The organism is Halomonas salinarum (assembly GCF_012062845.1).
GTDB lineage: Bacteria > Pseudomonadota > Gammaproteobacteria > Pseudomonadales > Halomonadaceae > Onishia > Onishia salinarum.
Genome location: NZ_WWNB01000007.1, coordinates 137,923 through 153,708, shown reverse-complemented (window position 1 = coordinate 153,708; position 15,786 = coordinate 137,923). Strand labels below are relative to the sequence as shown.

The 15,786-nt window shown below is 60.6% G+C and carries 20 protein-coding genes; 9 read left to right on the top strand and 11 right to left on the bottom strand.

Going from position 1 to position 15,786, the window contains the following annotated elements; all coding sequences use genetic code 11:
• Positions 1–207: 207 nt before the first annotated feature.
• From HF027_RS07525 to HF027_RS07475, 11 genes are all read right to left on the bottom strand, one after another.
• Positions 208–477, bottom strand: coding sequence for an HPr family phosphocarrier protein (locus HF027_RS07525; protein WP_168014364.1), 270 nt, complete (start codon positions 475–477; stop codon positions 208–210).
• Positions 464–1,384 (bottom strand): RNase adapter RapZ, encoded by a 921-nt coding sequence (rapZ, locus tag HF027_RS07520; protein WP_168014362.1) that lies wholly within the window; start codon positions 1,382–1,384, stop codon positions 464–466. Before rapZ ends, HF027_RS07525 begins: the two co-directional genes overlap by 14 nt.
• Positions 1,385–1,478: 94 nt before the next feature.
• Positions 1,479–1,961, bottom strand: a complete 483-nt coding sequence (ptsN, locus tag HF027_RS07515; protein ID WP_168014360.1) for a PTS IIA-like nitrogen regulatory protein PtsN — start codon at positions 1,959–1,961, stop codon at positions 1,479–1,481.
• A gap of 4 nt (positions 1,962–1,965) precedes the next feature.
• A complete protein-coding gene (hpf, locus tag HF027_RS07510) occupies positions 1,966–2,274 on the bottom strand; it encodes a ribosome hibernation-promoting factor, HPF/YfiA family (protein WP_136255331.1) in 309 nt (102 codons plus the stop codon).
• A gap of 157 nt (positions 2,275–2,431) precedes the next feature.
• Positions 2,432–3,844 carry an RNA polymerase factor sigma-54 gene (locus tag HF027_RS07505; RefSeq protein ID WP_168014358.1) on the bottom strand — a complete coding sequence of 471 codons (1,413 nt, stop codon included), beginning with the start codon at positions 3,842–3,844 and terminating at the stop codon, positions 2,432–2,434.
• Positions 3,845–4,042: 198 nt separating this feature from the next.
• Positions 4,043–4,768 carry an LPS export ABC transporter ATP-binding protein gene (gene lptB, locus HF027_RS07500; RefSeq protein WP_168014356.1) on the bottom strand — a complete coding sequence of 242 codons (726 nt, stop codon included), beginning with the start codon at positions 4,766–4,768 and terminating at the stop codon, positions 4,043–4,045.
• Between the two features lie 8 nt (positions 4,769–4,776).
• Positions 4,777–5,304, bottom strand: coding sequence for a lipopolysaccharide transport periplasmic protein LptA (gene lptA, locus HF027_RS07495; RefSeq protein WP_168014354.1), 528 nt, complete (start codon positions 5,302–5,304; stop codon positions 4,777–4,779).
• Complete coding sequence (gene lptC, locus HF027_RS07490) at positions 5,301–5,882, bottom strand: LPS export ABC transporter periplasmic protein LptC (RefSeq protein WP_168014352.1); 582 nt, start codon at positions 5,880–5,882, stop codon at positions 5,301–5,303. Before lptC ends, lptA begins: the two co-directional genes overlap by 4 nt.
• Positions 5,882–6,466, bottom strand: coding sequence for a KdsC family phosphatase (locus HF027_RS07485; protein ID WP_168014350.1), 585 nt, complete (start codon positions 6,464–6,466; stop codon positions 5,882–5,884). Before HF027_RS07485 ends, lptC begins: the two co-directional genes overlap by 1 nt.
• Before the next feature lie 9 nt (positions 6,467–6,475).
• On the bottom strand, positions 6,476–7,456 hold the full coding sequence (locus tag HF027_RS07480; protein WP_168014348.1) for a KpsF/GutQ family sugar-phosphate isomerase: 981 nt from the start codon (positions 7,454–7,456) through the stop codon (positions 6,476–6,478).
• A gap of 31 nt (positions 7,457–7,487) precedes the next feature.
• Positions 7,488–8,447: a calcium/sodium antiporter gene (locus tag HF027_RS07475; protein ID WP_342448733.1), complete on the bottom strand. Its 960-nt coding sequence runs from the start codon at positions 8,445–8,447 to the stop codon at positions 7,488–7,490.
• A gap of 158 nt (positions 8,448–8,605) precedes the next feature.
• Between HF027_RS07475 and HF027_RS07470 the strand changes: the two genes are divergently transcribed.
• The 9 genes from HF027_RS07470 (at position 8,606) to hisD (ending at position 15,606) form a co-directional block, all read left to right on the top strand.
• A complete protein-coding gene (locus HF027_RS07470; RefSeq protein ID WP_168014346.1) occupies positions 8,606–9,418 on the top strand; it encodes an ATP-binding cassette domain-containing protein in 813 nt (270 codons plus the stop codon).
• Complete coding sequence (gene mlaE, locus HF027_RS07465) at positions 9,415–10,197, top strand: lipid asymmetry maintenance ABC transporter permease subunit MlaE (RefSeq protein ID WP_168014344.1); 783 nt, start codon at positions 9,415–9,417, stop codon at positions 10,195–10,197. The genes HF027_RS07470 and mlaE overlap by 4 nt, the downstream gene beginning before the upstream one ends.
• The gene (mlaD, locus tag HF027_RS07460) at positions 10,194–10,658 is read left to right on the top strand and encodes an outer membrane lipid asymmetry maintenance protein MlaD (RefSeq protein WP_136255340.1); all 465 of its coding nucleotides are present in this window, start codon (positions 10,194–10,196) and stop codon (positions 10,656–10,658) included. The genes mlaE and mlaD overlap by 4 nt, the downstream gene beginning before the upstream one ends.
• Before the next feature lie 26 nt (positions 10,659–10,684).
• Positions 10,685–11,347, top strand: a complete 663-nt coding sequence (locus HF027_RS07455) for an MlaC/ttg2D family ABC transporter substrate-binding protein (RefSeq protein ID WP_168014342.1) — start codon at positions 10,685–10,687, stop codon at positions 11,345–11,347.
• Positions 11,344–11,694 (top strand): STAS domain-containing protein, encoded by a 351-nt coding sequence (locus HF027_RS07450; RefSeq protein WP_168014340.1) that lies wholly within the window; start codon positions 11,344–11,346, stop codon positions 11,692–11,694. The genes HF027_RS07455 and HF027_RS07450 overlap by 4 nt, the downstream gene beginning before the upstream one ends.
• A 206-nt stretch (positions 11,695–11,900) precedes the next feature.
• Positions 11,901–12,155 (top strand): BolA family protein, encoded by a 255-nt coding sequence (locus tag HF027_RS07445; protein WP_136255343.1) that lies wholly within the window; start codon positions 11,901–11,903, stop codon positions 12,153–12,155.
• A gap of 13 nt (positions 12,156–12,168) precedes the next feature.
• Positions 12,169–13,434 carry a UDP-N-acetylglucosamine 1-carboxyvinyltransferase gene (murA, locus tag HF027_RS07440; RefSeq protein WP_168014338.1) on the top strand — a complete coding sequence of 422 codons (1,266 nt, stop codon included), beginning with the start codon at positions 12,169–12,171 and terminating at the stop codon, positions 13,432–13,434.
• Between the two features lie 26 nt (positions 13,435–13,460).
• A complete protein-coding gene (gene hisG / locus HF027_RS07435; protein ID WP_136255345.1) occupies positions 13,461–14,102 on the top strand; it encodes an ATP phosphoribosyltransferase in 642 nt (213 codons plus the stop codon).
• A gap of 181 nt (positions 14,103–14,283) precedes the next feature.
• Positions 14,284–15,606, top strand: coding sequence for a histidinol dehydrogenase (hisD, locus tag HF027_RS07430; protein WP_168014336.1), 1,323 nt, complete (start codon positions 14,284–14,286; stop codon positions 15,604–15,606).
• The last annotated feature ends 180 nt before the right edge of the window (positions 15,607–15,786 follow it).

Genomic DNA, 15,786 nt, shown 5'->3' with positions numbered 1-15,786 from the left:
CGGGCACCGCCTTGGCAATGGCATCGATGGCGTTGCTGAAATGCATGGACCTTCCCGTGTCAGTGTACCTGACAGGGAAAGGTCTCATGATCAGCTTATTGAAGGTAGGCTTAACTGACTGGCATTAACCCTTCAAGGTGGCGTTTTTTGTCTTGCTTGAACCGGGAGCGATGAGCTGAACAGCCGACCAAGGGGCATTGCCGGCGGTCAGGCGTCCTCGTCGAAGCGGGCCTCGATCAGCGCTGTGACAGCCGCCAGTGCCGCCTCGGCGTCCTCGCCCTCGGCCTGGATCTCGAGGTCACTACCGCAGGGCGCGGCGAGCATCAGCAGCGCCATGACGTTAGCCGCATCGGCACATCGTCCCTGATGGTGAACGGTTATGCTCGCCGTAAAGCACTGGCAACATTGCACCAGCTTGGTCGCTGCACGGGCGTGCAGGCCGCGCTTGTTAATGAGGGTCAGTTCACGTCTGGGCATGGAGGTCAGCGTCCTTGCTGTCCTGTTGGGTCTCGAGCATGGCGGTATGGATGCCGAGTTCGCGGTGGCGAAGCCTGACGCCTGCGTGCTTGGCCGCGAAATGGCGTGCCAGCCGCTCGGCGAGATAGACCGAGCGATGCTGGCCACCGGTGCAGCCGATGGCCACTGTCATATAGCTTCGGTGGCTGGCCTGATAGGCCGGCAGCCAGCGGGTCAGCCAGTCGATGATATCGGTGGCCAGTTGATCGACGTCATCGTATTCCTCGAGAAACTCGATGATCTCCGGATCGCGGCCAGTGGACTGACGAAGCCTGGGATCCCAGTAAGGGTTGGGCAGACAGCGAGCATCGAATACCGTGTCGGCATCCAGTGGTACGCCGCTCTTGAAACCGAAGGACTCGAACGTCAGCGTCATTTCCTGCTCGCGATGTTGAGCCACTTGCTCGGCGATGCGGCCCCGCAGCTCGTGTACCGATAGGCGAGTGGTGTCGATGATGAGATCGGCGAGATCCAGAATCTCGGCAAGAGCCGTTTCTTCGCTGTCGATGGCCTCGGCCAAGGTCATTTGACTGTCGCGCGTCAATGGATGGCGGCGGCGAGTGGCCGAGTAGCGCTCAAGCAGGATCTTGGAGTCGGCGGTCAGGTAGACTACCTGGCACTGGATGCCTCGGGCCTGCAAATCGGCCAGTAGGCTAGGGAAGCGCTCCAGGGCGTGCGGCAAGTTGCGCGCATCAATACTGACGGCGCTTGACGAGCGCCGCGTCGCATCACGCTGCAGCTCGTCGACCAGCGTACCAAGCAGCATGGCTGGCAGATTATCGATCGCGTAGTAGCCCAGGTCCTCCAGGGCTTGCAGGGCAATCGACTTGCCGGAGCCAGAACGGCCGCTGATGATCACGAGCTGCATGAGGTCTCCTGCTTTCCAGGTCAATGAACGTTGGTGATCATGAAGAGGCTATCGTGGATAGGCTGTACTGGTGCGCAAGGCGTTTGTGCGACGTCTAGCCGGCACGACCATCGCTTGTATGGTGGCGTATCGCTTCCAGCAGGATGTCATACAGCTGACGCTGGGTCTCGCTCTTGCGCAGTTGCTGGCGAGTCTCGGCGTCGTTCATGATCGATGCTACCTGGCCAAGAAGCGCCAGGTGAGCGTCATCAGCCTGCTCAGGGACCAGCAGCACGAAAACAAGATCAACGGGGTCGCCATCAATGGCATCGAAGTCTACCGGTTCGCTCAGTTTGAGGAAACTGGCTAGTGGTGCTTTGCAGTGAGGGTTACGAGCATGCGGAATGGCCACACCATGTCCGATGCCCGTGCTGCCTAGCCGCTCTCTGCCCACGAGGCGACTGAACACCTCTTGGCTATCGAGGCTAGGTGTGTTCTGGGCGATGAAGGTGCTGAAAAACTCCAGCACTCGCTTCTTGCTTCCCCCGGGCACGCCGAAAAGGGCGCGCTCGGGGGGCAGGATGGATTCCAACGTCATAATGTCAGCGAACGCTGGCGCCTTGGGCGCGCGCCTGTGCTTTTTCCTTGTGCTTGACAAGCTGGCGGTCAAGCTTGTCGGCGAGGGCGTCAATCGCGGCGTACATGTCGGTGTTTTCGGCGTCGGCATGCAATTCTGCACCGGCTGCATGCAGGGTGCAGGCGGCCTGCTGGCGTTCTTTCTCGATGGACAGGGTGACCTGGACCGTGGTGATGTTGTCGTAGTGACGCTCCAGGCGAGTGAGCTTCTCGTTCACATAGTCGCGCAGTGCATCGGTCAGTTCAACGTGATGGCCGGTGATATTAACTTGCATGGCACGCTCCTTATCCTGCGGTTGGCTAATCGATTGTAACCCTTTTTGGCGCTCTGCATACCCCTTGGCGGAGCGCTTTTCCCTTACACCCACTTTCGGTGTTTTTTTCTCTTTTAGTCAATAGGTTATGCTGCGCAAGCATGATTATTTTGCCGCATCAGGTAAGGCGCTTGCGCTCGCTGGATGGTGGGATGCCCATTGCTTCACGGTACTTGGCAACGGTGCGGCGTGCGACCTGGATGCCGCTATCGGCCAGCAGGTCGACCAGTTTGCTATCGGAAAGGGGTTTGCGGGCAGGCTCGCCACCAATCAGTTTTTTCAGGCGTGCGCGAATCGCGGTGCTGGAGTGGGCATCTCCGCCTTCACCGCCGACCTGGCTCGAGAAGAAGTATTTCAGTTCGAACACGCCGCGTGGCGTATGAATGAACTTCTGGGTGGTGACGCGGGAAATCGTCGATTCATGCATGTCGACCTGTGCGGCGATATCGGCAAGGATCAGGGGCTTCATGGATTCTTCGCCCTTGTCGAGGAAGTCGATCTGGCGCGCCATGATTTCGCGACCCACGCGCAGTAGCGTGTCGTTGCGGCTGGACAGGCTCTTGATCAACCAGCGAGCTTCCTGCAAGTGCTGCTTCATGAAGGTGTTGTCGTCGCTCTTGTCGGCACGCCGGATAAGCGCAGCGTAGTCCGGCTGGATACGCATCTTCGGCAGTGCCTCGGGGTTGAGCTCGATCTGCCAGCCCTCCTGGCTGTGACGGGCGATCAGGTCGGGAATCACGTAGTCGCTGCCGACGCTGTCGAAGGCCTGGCCGGGCCGGGGATCAAGCGAGCGGATCAGTGCAATGACCTGTTCAAGCTGTTCGTCATCCAGTCGCAGCCGCCGTTTGAGCAGCTTGCGATCGTCGCTTGCCAGCGCTTCAAGAAATTGTCGCACCAGGCGTTTGGCCTGGGTGAGCAGAGGCAAGTCGGGCGGGAGGGCGCCAAGCTGGAGCAGTAAGCACTCACGCAGGTCGCGGGCAAATATGCCGGTCGGCTCAAACTGCTGGAGCCGCAGCAGGACCCGTTCAACCTCGCTCGTCTTGAGGCCATCGAGTCCTTGGGCACGCAAACCCTGAGTCAGTTCGTCGAGGCTGCTTTCAAGATAGCCACTCGTCGCCACCGCATCGATCAGGCTCTCGGCAATCTGACGTTCGGTGCCACTGACGTCAGCCATCGCCAGCTGCCAGGCAAGATGGTCGTGGAGATTGAGCCCCGCTGCGTTGCGATCGAGGTCGGGAGCCTCGCCGGACCCGCCGGATGAGGCCATGTCCTGATAGGTGTCTGACCAGTCACTGTCAGTCGACAGTTCGCTGGGAATCTCGGTGGACCAATCGTCCTCTTGTGGCTCGGCGACGTACTGTTCGCCATAGGCCTCATCGAGTTCCAGCATGGGGTTGGATTCCAGTGCCTGCTGGATTTCGTGGCGTAAATCGACGGTCGAGAGTTGCAACAGGGCGATAGCCTGCTGCAGCTGAGGTGTCATGGTCAGCTGGGTGCTGACGCGGAGTTGCAACGAGGGTTTCATGACCATGGCTTATCGCGTGTCAGGCTGAACGGGAATGAATAACTTAGCCCCTGGCCGGAAGCCATGCAAGCCGCCAGGAGAAATTTATTAGCAATAAGCATGCCATTGATAAGATTTTTGTCGCATATTTGGGACTTCCCTGTTGACAGGAGGTGTGGCAGGGGCAGCTTTGATAAGCGACGATGCCGGTACCCTAGAGCGAGTCTATAGCCTGAAATCCTCGCCAAGATAGACATCTCTGACCTTCTGATTGGCGAGGATGGTGTTGGCATCGCCTTCGGCAATGATTTCACCGTCGCCGACGATATAGGCGCCGTCGCAGATATCGAGCGTCTCGCGCACATTATGGTCGGTGATCAGTACGCCAATGCCTCGTTCGCGCAACGCGCGGATGATGGCCTTGATATCAGAAACCGAGATCGGGTCGACACCGGCGAAGGGTTCATCCAGCAGGATGAAGGCTGGTTCAGTGGCAAGGGCGCGGGCGATCTCGACGCGGCGCCGTTCGCCGCCAGACAGGCTCATGCCGATGTTGTCGCGGATATGGGTGATATGGAACTCGGCCAGCAGCTCCTCGGCCCGCGCCTCGCGACCGCGCCGGTCCAGGTCTCTGCGCGTTTCGAGGATGGCCATGATGTTGTCGATGACCGACAGCTTGCGAAAGATTGATGCCTCCTGGGGCAGATAGCCGATACCGGCCAGTGCGCGCTCATGCATCGCGGCGTGGCTCAGGTCCTGATCATCGATGTGCACCGTGCCGGCGTCGGCGCGAACCAGACCGACAATCATGTAAAACGAGGTCGTCTTGCCGGCCCCGTTGGGGCCCAGCAGGCCGATAATCTGGCCTTGGCCGATGGACAGGCTGATGTCCTTGACCACTCGGCGGCGCTTGTAGCTCTTGGCCAGATGGCGAACACTCAGGGTCTTCATGGTAGGCCTTATTGCTGAGGAGTCAGTGTCATGCGCACACGCTGGCCTTGTTCACCACCGCCATCGGCACCGCTGTTGGCTTCGACCACGCGGCGATCAAGATAGTAATCGACCCTGGCGCCTGTGAAGGTGTCCTGGCCCCGGTGAAGCTCTGCCTGACCGATCAGCTCCACCCACCTGTCCTGAACGTGGTAGATGATGGTGCGTCCCCAGCCCTTTGCCAGAGAGGCCTCCGGGCTCGGCTGCTGCTCGATGTAGGCCCGGTTGCCGGTGGCCTCGATGCGCGATACCTCGCCCTCGTCGGTGCGGCTGATCGTGACCTTCTGTCCGGTCAGCTGCATGCTGCCTTGGCGCATATCGACATCACCGGTATAGACGGCGGTGCCTGCCTGATCATCCAGCTCCAGGCGGTCGGCGACGATCTCGATGGGCGCGTTGGCGTCTCCCTCGAGCGCAAGTGTTGGCAATGACGCAAGGCTCAGCAGGGTCGTGAGCAGCAGGCCAAGGGCTCGGCGGTTCAGGTCACGTCGCATCATGGGGCTTGATCCTTTGTGGGGTGGAAGCCGTGTACGTTGCCGGTCAGGCGCATCAGGTCATCATCAAACCATACGTCCAATCTGTCGCCTCGCATGCGTTGGGGAGGCTGGGTAATGCGCGCCTCGCTATCGCTCCAGGCATGATTGGTGACCGTATCAACATGCAGGATCTCGGTATCCAGTTGCCAGCCTTCGCCGGGTGATTCGAGGTGAGCATCGCCACGCAGCACCAGCCGATTGCCTCCAGCGCCCATCGTACCTTGCTGCCCGTTGGCTAGCCACAGGTCACCATCGCCGTCGAGCAGGCGCGCCTTGGGCGTCTCGGCGCGCGTTGAGTCGTCGTCCGGAATGTGTACCAGTCTGGGGGTCACGAGGCGCTGATGGGGGCGTCCCTTTTCATCGAAGCGTGTCAGGGTGACGCCTTCGAGGTAGAAGTCAGGCTCGCCTGCGCTATCTCGGGGTATCGGCCCGGGCGTGCTTGCGTCGCGTTGCTCGATGAAGGTCAGCACGGCACCCAGTATGACCAGCAACAGCGCTAGCCAGATGCGGGGCGAGGGCCGGGGAAGGCGAATGGTCATCAGTTCTGGCCGCGATCCGCGCCGCCCTGCATGGCGCTACTGGCGGTGTACTTGTCGAACACGGCAGGCCAGTGACCCTGAATGTCGAGCAAGGTGTCGCAAATTTCGCGAACGGCGCCATGGCCGCCCCAGCGCTCGGTAACCCAGTCGGCCTCGCGGCGGATATAGGACGGGGCGTTGGGGACCGTGATGCCGAGGCCTGCGCTCTGAATGGCTGCCAGGTCCTGCAGGTCATCGCCGCAGTAGGCGGTCTGGGACAGCTCCAGATGAAGACTTGCGGTCAGTTCACGCAGGGCAATGAGCTTGTCGTCGCGATGCTGGAAGACGTGCTCTATCCCTAAGGCGGCGGCACGCTGGGTGACCATCGGGGATTCCCGACCTGTGATCAACGCGACCTCTACGCCGGCTTGGCGCAACAGTTTGATGCCGTTGCCGTCCTGGGTGTGAAAGGCCTTGATTTCTATGCCATCGGCCTGGAAGTAGAGCCGGCCGTCGGTGAGAACGCCGTCAACATCCAGGGCCAGCAGGCGAATCTGGCAGCCGCGATCGTTAAGTTCGGGCGCAAGCGTGGAATCAGGGGTCATGACCTCTCCTTATATGACGCCGCTTCTCATTAGATCATGCATATGCAGTGCGCCAATGGGGTGGCCTTGTGCGTCAACCACGGCGAGGGCGCTAATGCGGCTGGCTTCCATGATACGCACGGCCTCGGCTGCAAGCACGTCTGCGGTGATGCGTTTGCCGGGCGTGGTCATGACGTCATCGACGTTCAGGGCGTGTAAGTTGCTGTGTTGATCGAGTGTGCGACGCAGGTCGCCATCGGTATAGACGCCGGCCAGCAGGCCATCCGGGGCGACCACACAGGTGAAGCCGAGGCCTTGTCGGGTGATCTCGATCAGGGCATCGCGGAGCGGGCTGCCCAAGGGGACCTGAGGGAGGCGGTCGTCCTGATGCATCAGGTCACCCACTTTGAGGAGCAACCGCCTGCCCAGGCTGCCACCGGGGTGAGACAACGCAAAGTCTTCGGCAGTGAAACCGCGGGCTTCGAGCAGCGCTACGGCGAGTGCGTCGCCAAGCACCAGTGCGGCAGTGGTCGATGCGGTCGGCGCCAGGTCCAGCGGGCAGGCTTCGCGTTCGACGCCGGCATCCAGGTGTGCCTCGGCGTGGTGAGCCAGGGTCGAGCCGGGCCGGCCCGTCATGCTGATCAAAGGGACGCCCATTCGCTTGAGCAACGGCAGCAGGGCGGTAACCTCGGCGGTCTCTCCTGAGTTGGAAAGGGCGACGACGACATCTCCCGGGGTGATCATGCCGAGATCGCCGTGGCTGGCTTCGCCCGGGTGAACGAAAAAGGCTGGTGTGCCGGTGCTTGCGAGTGTCGCGGCGATCTTGCCACCGATATGACCGGACTTGCCCATGCCGGTCACCACGACACGCCCTTGGCAGCCGAGCAAGAGTTCGCAGGCGCGATCGAAGTCACCGTCAATGCGGGTCGCGATTGCCTCGATGGCGTCGCGCTCGATGCCCAGGGTGCGCAGGGCGCTGGCCCGATAAACCGAATCGTTGCTGTCAGTCATGGCGAAATTGTTGCCCGTTGTCAGGTTTCACTCAAGCGCCAGCCACGCTGGATTGCACCAGCAGGCCAAGATAGCCGAGGTAGATCAATGTCAGCAGGGCGCCTGGGATGCGGCCTAGGCTACCGCGACGCTGCCACAGCAGCCAGCAGCCCAGTAGCAGCGTCAAGAGCAGCATGGTGGGGTAATCGCGGCTGATGGCCTGAGCATCGACCAGCCCCGGAGCGATCAGGCCAGGCATCGGCAATACCGCCAGCATGTTGAAGAGATTGGAGCCGATGACATTGCCGATGGCGATGTCGTGGTGGCGCTTGAGGGCGCTTGCCACGCAGGCGGCGAGTTCGGGCAGGCTGGTGCCGATAGCCACGACTGTCAGGCCGATCACCAGTTCGCTGACACCAAAGGCGCTGGCAATCTCGCTGGCGCCCCAAACCAATAGCCGCGAACTTGCCACCAGCAACACAAGCGTGGCCACCAGCCAGACTAGCGCCTTGGGCAGTGCCATATCGGGGATCTCGCCATCCTGTGTCTCGTCGCTGCCACTGCTGGTGTCGGCGCGAAATAGCCACCACAGGCTGAAAACCAGCAGTGCCGCAAGCAGCAGGGCGTCAAACAGGCCGAGCTCGCCATCTGCCAGCGCGTAGCCGGCAATGCCGGTGGCGCCAAGCAATAAGGGGAGCTCGCGCCTTACGATCGAGAAGCGTACGGGTATCGGGGCGATCAGGGCCGTAATGCCAAGCACAAGGCCGATATTGGCGATGTTGGAGCCCAGCGCATTGCCGGTGGCAAGGTCGGGTGTGCCGTCAAGTGAGGCCATGATGGCGACAATGATTTCGGGGGCCGAGGTGCCCAGCGCGACGATCGTCATGCCGATCAGTAACTTGCTCATTCCCACGCGATACGCGGTGGCAGCCGCGGCTCCCACGAAGCGGTCGGCACTCCACAAAAGGCCCACGAAGCCAAGTGCGACGGCAAGCAGGGGTAGCAGCATCATCAAAATGAGTCCGTGTCGATCAGTTAAGAGCGGCCAATTAAACGCGTTGGGGCGCTGCGAATCAAGGTGGGGCCGACAAGCACCAACCTGGGTGCTGGCAGTGTCCGTGATGGTTAATGTACGATGTTCGATAATTTTCGTGTGGAGGTTACGACGCCATGGACGATTCGCCCTTGGTGGTGGTCGAAGGGCTGCGCTTTTCACGTGGTGACAGGGAGATCTTCCAGGGGGTGGATATGACGATCCCCCGAGGCAAGATTACCGCGATCATGGGGCCCAGCGGTTCCGGCAAGACGACCTTGCTCAAGCTTATTGGCGGTCAGTTAACACCGGATGCCGGTCAGGTGGTGATCGGTGGCGAGGACATCCACGCGCAATCGCGCAAGAAGCTTTTCACGTTGCGGCGCAGGATGGGCATGCTCTTCCAGAGTGGCGCGCTGTTCTCGGATCTTAGTGTCTTCGAGAACGTGGCGTTTCCGCTGCGCGTTCACACGGACTTGCCCGAAGCAATGATCCGTGACGTGGTATTGATGAAGCTCGAGGCCGTGGGGTTGCGCGGTGCTCGCGAGCTGATGCCCGCTGAGCTATCCGGCGGTATGGCGCGCCGTGTAGCGCTGGCGCGTGCCCTGGCGTTGGACCCGGAACTGATCTTCTACGATGAGCCTTTCGTTGGTCAGGACCCGATTTCCATGGGGGTGCTGGTCCAGCTGATTCGTCGCGTCAATGATGCCTTGGGGCTTACTGCAGTGGTGGTGTCCCACGATATCAAGGAAACTATGTCGATCGCCGATTACGTCTATGTCATTGCCGATGGCAAGGTGATGGCTCACGGCACGCCCGAGAGGCTGAATGTCGACCAGGATCCTCGCGTCAGCCAGTTCATGCACGGCGAGCCAGATGGTCCGGTGCCATTTCATTATCCGGCTGACGATTTCCACAAAGACATGCTCAACGCGGGAGTGAAGCGATGATCACGCGTATTACTCGCCTCGGGCGCCGCGGCTGTGATCTGGTTGAGGCGCTGGGCCGTGCCGGCATGTTTCTGGGGCAATCTCTGGTCGGTCGCCCCTCCGGAGAAGGGGTCAAGCTGTGGCTTCGTCAGATGCACTTCATCGGCGTGCTGTCGCTTGCCATTATCCTGGTATCGGGGCTTTTCATCGGCATGGTGCTTGCTCTGCAGGGCTATACCATTCTGGTGGATTTCGGTGCCGAGGATGCGCTGGGTCAAATGGTGTCGCTGTCGCTGCTGCGTGAGTTGTCCCCGGTAGTGGCAGCCTTGCTGTTTGCTGGACGTGCAGGCTCGGCACTGACCGCAGAAATCGGCCTGATGAAGGCCACTGAGCAGTTGAGCAGCATGGAAATGATCGGTGTCGACCCGCTCAAGCGAGTCGTGGCACCGCGTCTTTGGGCTGGCTTCGTTTCGCTGCCATTGTTGACTGTCGGCTTCAGTGTCATTGGTATTTGGGGTGGGCACCTGGTGGGCGTTGAGTGGCTTGGCGTCTACGAAGGCTCCTATTGGGGCAACATGCAGGCCAGCGTCGATTTCGTCGATGATATCGGCAACGGCATGCTCAAGAGCCTGGTCTTTGCCCTGGTCGTGACCTGGATTGCCGTGTTCCAGGGGTATGACCTGGTGCCTACCTCGGAAGGCATATCACGCGCTACCACAAGAACGGTGGTGTATTCCTCGCTGGCGGTATTGGGACTGGATTTCGTGCTGACCGCGCTGATGTTTGGAGAAATGGGATGAAGCGCAGCAAGATGATGGAGTTTGGCGTCGGGCTGTTCATGCTGGCTGGAATCCTCGGGGTCATCTTCCTGGGATTGAGCGTGAGCGGGATGGCCTTCAATGGTGGTAAGGAGACCTACACGCTCCAGGCCAATTTCGCCAATATCGGCGGCCTGAAGCCACGTGCAAGGGTCACGATGGCAGGGGTGACCGTGGGTCGGGTAGAAGACGTCGAGCTGGATACAGAATGGTTTGATGCCCGAGTAACCCTGGCCCTGGACAGTCGCCTCGAAGGGCAGTTGTCGCGTGATACCACGGCTGCGATCCTGACTTCCGGGCTGCTCGGTGAGCAGTATATCGGCCTGTCGGTGGGCGGTGATCCCGAGACGCTGGCTGATGGAGATACCATCAGCGATACCCAGTCGGCGCTGGTACTTGAGGAGCTGATCCAGCAATTCGTTGCCAATATGGCCCAAGACTAATCATGACCTGCCTTGAGAGACGATCCATGCGAGCACATTCGACGTTTTCCTTCCATTGGCTGTTGGCTCTGTTGCTATGGGCCTTGATTCTCCCGGCTCAGGCCCAGGCCCAGGCCGATACGCCTCACCAATCCCCCGAGGAGTTGATCCGCGAGAGCATCGACGATCTGATGGGGAAGATAGAAGGCCGTCGCGGCTATTTCTCCGAGAATATCGATGAACTCAAGACGCTTGTCGATGACAGCCTCGATGATGTCGCGGATTTCCGCTATATCGGCGCCAGCGTCATGGGACGGTATTTCCGCAACGCAAGCCCAGAGCAGCGCTCACGCTTCGCCGACGTGTTCCGCCAGACGTTGATCGATACCTACGTCAAGGGGTTGGTGACCTTTGATTACCAAGAGGTGCGGGTGCTCGATCAGCAGCAGGACTCGCGGCAGCCCGATCAGGCCAGTGTCGACATGGAGGTGGTCGCAGAGGATGGCACCGTCTACCCCGTCAGCTATTCGTTGCGCCTGAGTGATGATCAGTGGAAAGTCGTTAACGTGATCGTCAATGGGATCAACCTGGGGCTGACCTTCCGTAATCAATTCGATCAGGCGATGCGTGATAACGACCGTGATTACGACGCGGCCATCAGTGGCTGGTCACCTGATGTTGACGTTAGCGATCAAGGACAGGGTACGTGATCCGTCTATTCGACGAGCAGGGTGTGAACCTTGACGCCTTTGAGGGGGGGCTACAGGTCAGTGGTGACGTGGATTTCGATGTTGCCGCGCCCCTGGCAGCTGCTGGCGCCAAGTGGCTTGCACAACAGCCCGCAGCGACCGAGTTGCACCTTGATCTGCGCGGCATCGATCAGGTCAGTAGCGCCGCTCTGAGCGTGATGCTTGAATGGCTGAGAAGTGCGGGTAAGGCAGGTCTCGAGGTAAAACAAGTGCAGCTTTCTCCGGCTCTTGCCAGGCTTACCGCCCTGGCCGGGTTGGATTCGCTATTGCCCCAGGGTGGGGCCCGCAAGGCTGCCTCAGCCAAGTGATCACCTCATCCAGACCGTGCGGTATGTGCCTTGGCCAAGGTTTCCGGTCAGCATCCTGATCGGGTTTCTTGGTCATGGCGAGCCTGCTCGCCTTATCCGCCATCGCCATTGGCGTTGCTTTTGATTACCATGTGCCCTTTCTTAGTCTCGTGATGCGGTGATGTTTCAGCACCGCACCCTTCCCGTGTTCCCAAGGAGGCATCCCCATGCAACCCCAAGACGTCAAGGCGCTGCTCGAGACGCGTATTGCCGATTGCGATTTCCATATCCAGGGTGAAGGCTGCAATTTTCAGGTCATCGCTGTGGGCGAGGTTTTCACTGGCCTGACGCCCGTCAAACGTCAGCAGCTGATTTACGGTGCGCTCTCCGACGAGATCGCAAGCGGTGCCCTGCATGCCGTCAGCATCAAGACCTACACCCCGGCTCAGTGGCAGACCGCCGCCGAAAATGCCAGCGCCTGATTAACGGACTTTCATGGATAAGCTGATCATTACCGGCAATGGCCCCCTCGATGGTGAAGTGTGGGCCAGTGGAGCCAAGAACTCCGCTCTGCCGATCCTGTGTTCGTCGCTGCTTGCCGAAGGGCCGGTGACGCTTGGCAACCTGCCGCATCTGCAGGACATCACGACTTCCTTAGAGTTACTCGGGCGTATGGGTGTCGAGCTGGTGATGGGTGACAAGATGGCCATCCAGCTCGATGCAACCAAGGTGACCGAGTGTCATGCGCCTTATGATCTGGTCAAGAAGATGCGTGCCTCGATCCTGGTGCTTGGGCCACTGCTGGCACGATTCGGCAAGGCCGATGTGTCGCTGCCGGGTGGTTGTGCCATCGGTTCGCGCCCGGTCGACCTGCATATACGTGGCCTGCAGGCGATGGGGGCCGACATCAATGTCGAGAATGGCTATATCCGCGCTACCGCCCCGGGGGGGCGCCTCAAGGGTGCGACCATCTTCTTCGATGTGGTGACGGTCACCGGTACCGAGAATCTCCTGATGGCGGCGGCCCTTGCCGAAGGCACAACCGTACTCGAGAACGCGGCCAAGGAGCCCGAGATCGTCGATCTGGCTGAATGCCTGATCAAGATGGGGGCGCAAATCCGTGGTCACGGCACTGATACCATCACCATTGAAGGCGTCGAACACCTTCATGGTTGCTATCACGACATCATGCCCGATCGCATCGAGACGGGGACCTTCCTGATCGCGGCTGCGCTAACACGTGGCCGCGTTAAGGTCCGTCGCACGCGTGCCGATATTCTCGAGGCCGTGCTTGCCAAGCTCGAAGAGGCCGGTGGTCATTTAACGACCGGCGAAGACTGGATTGAGCTCGACATGAAGGGCCAGCGGCCGAAGGCGGTCAACGTGCGCACCGCGCCTTATCCGGCCTTTCCCACTGACATGCAGGCGCAGTTCGTGGCCATGAATGCGGTGGCCGAAGGTACCGGTCGAGTGGTCGAGACGATCTTCGAGAATCGCTTCATGCACGTCCAGGAGCTAAACCGCATGGGCGCCAATATTGCCCTTGAAGGCAATACGGCGGTAGTAACCGGTGTCGAAAAGCTTTCCGGTGCGCCGGTAATGGCCACGGATTTGCGCGCCTCGGCCTCGCTGGTGGTAGCGGCGATGATCGCCGAGGGTGAGACTCTGGTCGATCGCATCTATCATATCGACCGCGGTTACGAGTGCATCGAGGAAAAGCTGCAGCTGCTGGGCGGCAAGATTCGTCGCGTACCCGGCTAGTCATCCATGGAATTGTGAACCCCATCATGTCCAAGCAACTGATCCTGGCCCTTTCGAAGGGCCGTATTCTCGACGAGACGCTGCCGCTGCTGGCGGATGCCGGCATCTGGCCCGCCGAAGACCTGAGCAAGAGCCGCAAGCTGCTGTTCGACACCAACTTGCCAGACGTGAAGCTGGTGGTGATCCGTGCGACCGACGTGCCTACCTATGTTCAGCTAGGCGCTGCTGACTTGGGTGTTGCAGGCAAGGACGTGCTGCTTGAGCACGGTGCCGAGGGACTGTACGAGCCGTTGGATCTCGAGATTGCCCGCTGCAAGCTGATGACCGCGGGCATTACCGGGGCCGAGCCGGCGCGCGCGCGTCGTCGCGTGGCCACCAAGTTCGTCTCGGTGGCGCGTCAGTACTATGCCGAGCAGGGTATTCAGGCCGAGGTCATCAAGCTCTATGGCGCGATGGAGCTGGCGCCATTGATGAACCTGGCCGACGAAATTGTCGATATCGTTGATACCGGCAATACCTTGCGCGCAAATGGTATGGAGCCCCGCGAGAAGATCGCCGATATCAGCACGCGACTGGTCGTCAATCAGGCCGCGATGACCATGAAGCATGATCGCCTGAAGCCGTTGCTCAGTCGCTTGCGTGAGGCCGTGGCGAGTCGTCGCGGCTAAGCCCGGTCGGCCAGCGAATGGTTGTCCCTATCGTCAACGCCTTGCATGCCTGTGTCCGCGCCGGCATTGCGCGATAGCGTGAGTATCTCGGCACCATAGGGGCGTGCTGCTTGTCAGCCATTATCTGGCGCCACATGCTAATCGCCCGTCTTCTTATTTCATCGTCTGTGTAGAGAGTATCATGACCGATTCCGTTGCCGCCTCCCTCGACATCTCTCGGCTGTCCACTCAGGCAGCCGACTTCGATGCCCGTCTCGATGCGCTGCTGGCCTGGGAGGGCGTGTCCGACGCCGAGGTGCAGTCGCGAGTGGACGAGATCCTGCGCGGCGTGCGTGAGCGCGGCGATGCGGCGCTCGTCGAGTACACCAACCGTTTCGATCGCCTGTCGGCCAGGGGCATGGACGAGCTGACGCTCGGCGCTGAGCGATTGCGTGAGGCCTTCGAAGGGTTACCGGCCGAGCAGCGCGATGCCCTGGCCGCGGCCGCCGAGCGCGTGCGGCTCTATCACGAGCACCAGAAGCCCGAGTCCTGGCAGTACACCGAGGCCGATGGCACGGTGCTTGGTCAGCAGGTCAGGCCCCTGGATCGCGCCGGCATCTATGTGCCCGGCGGTAAGGCGGCCTACCCGTCTTCGGTATTGATGAACGCCATTCCGGCCCATGTTGCGGGCGTCAATGAGATTGTCATGGTGGTGCCGACCCCGGATGGCATTCTCAACGAACTGGTGCTGGCAGCGGCTCATCTGGCGGGCGTCGATTGGGTCTTCACACTGGGCGGCGCACAGGCGGTGGCGGCGCTGGCCTATGGTACCGAGACAGTGCCGCGGGTCGACAAGATCGTGGGGCCAGGCAATATCTATGTCGCCACCGCCAAGCGGGCCGTGTTTGGTCAGGTGGGTATCGACATGATCGCTGGGCCCTCAGAGATTCTGGTGATCTCCGATGGTGCGACTGACCCCGATTGGCTGGCCATGGATCTCTTTTCCCAGGCCGAGCACGATGAAGATGCTCAGGCGATCTTCGTCAGCTGGGACGCAGCGCATGTGGCGGCGGTCGAGGAGGCCATGGCCCGCCTGCTGCCGGACATGGAGCGTGCGCCGATCATTCGTGACTCACTGGCTGACCGAGGGGCGTTGATTACCTGTCGCGATCGTGACGAGGCTGTCGCCCTGATCAACCGCATCGCGCCTGAGCACCTGGAGCTCTCGCTCGAGGAGCCTGAGGCGCTACTGCCCGATATTCGTCATGCCGGGGCCATCTTCATGGGGCGCTACACCGCCGAGGCTCTGGGGGACTACTGCGCGGGGCCGAATCACGTGTTGCCGACTTCTGGCACGGCGCGTTTTTCTTCGCCTCTGGGTGTCTATGATTTCCAGAAGCGCTCCTCGATCATCCACTGCTCGGCAGATGGGGCTTCGACGCTTGGGCGTACCGCTTCGGTATTGGCGCGAGGCGAGTCGCTGACCGCTCATGCGCGCTCTGCCGAGTATCGCATCAAGGACTAACTCTCCTCCGGGCGGAAGCGCAGGCTCAATCTGCTCCGTGTGCATTACCAGAGACTAAGCTCGTGGGTGATGCGAGTTTAGAACTTCATTAAGCATTCGGTGCCTCATGAGCAGGTCCCGCCTTGGCGGGGCCTTTTTATTTGCGTTTCTCAGCGCCATTAGTGACTGCTTCAAACGTGA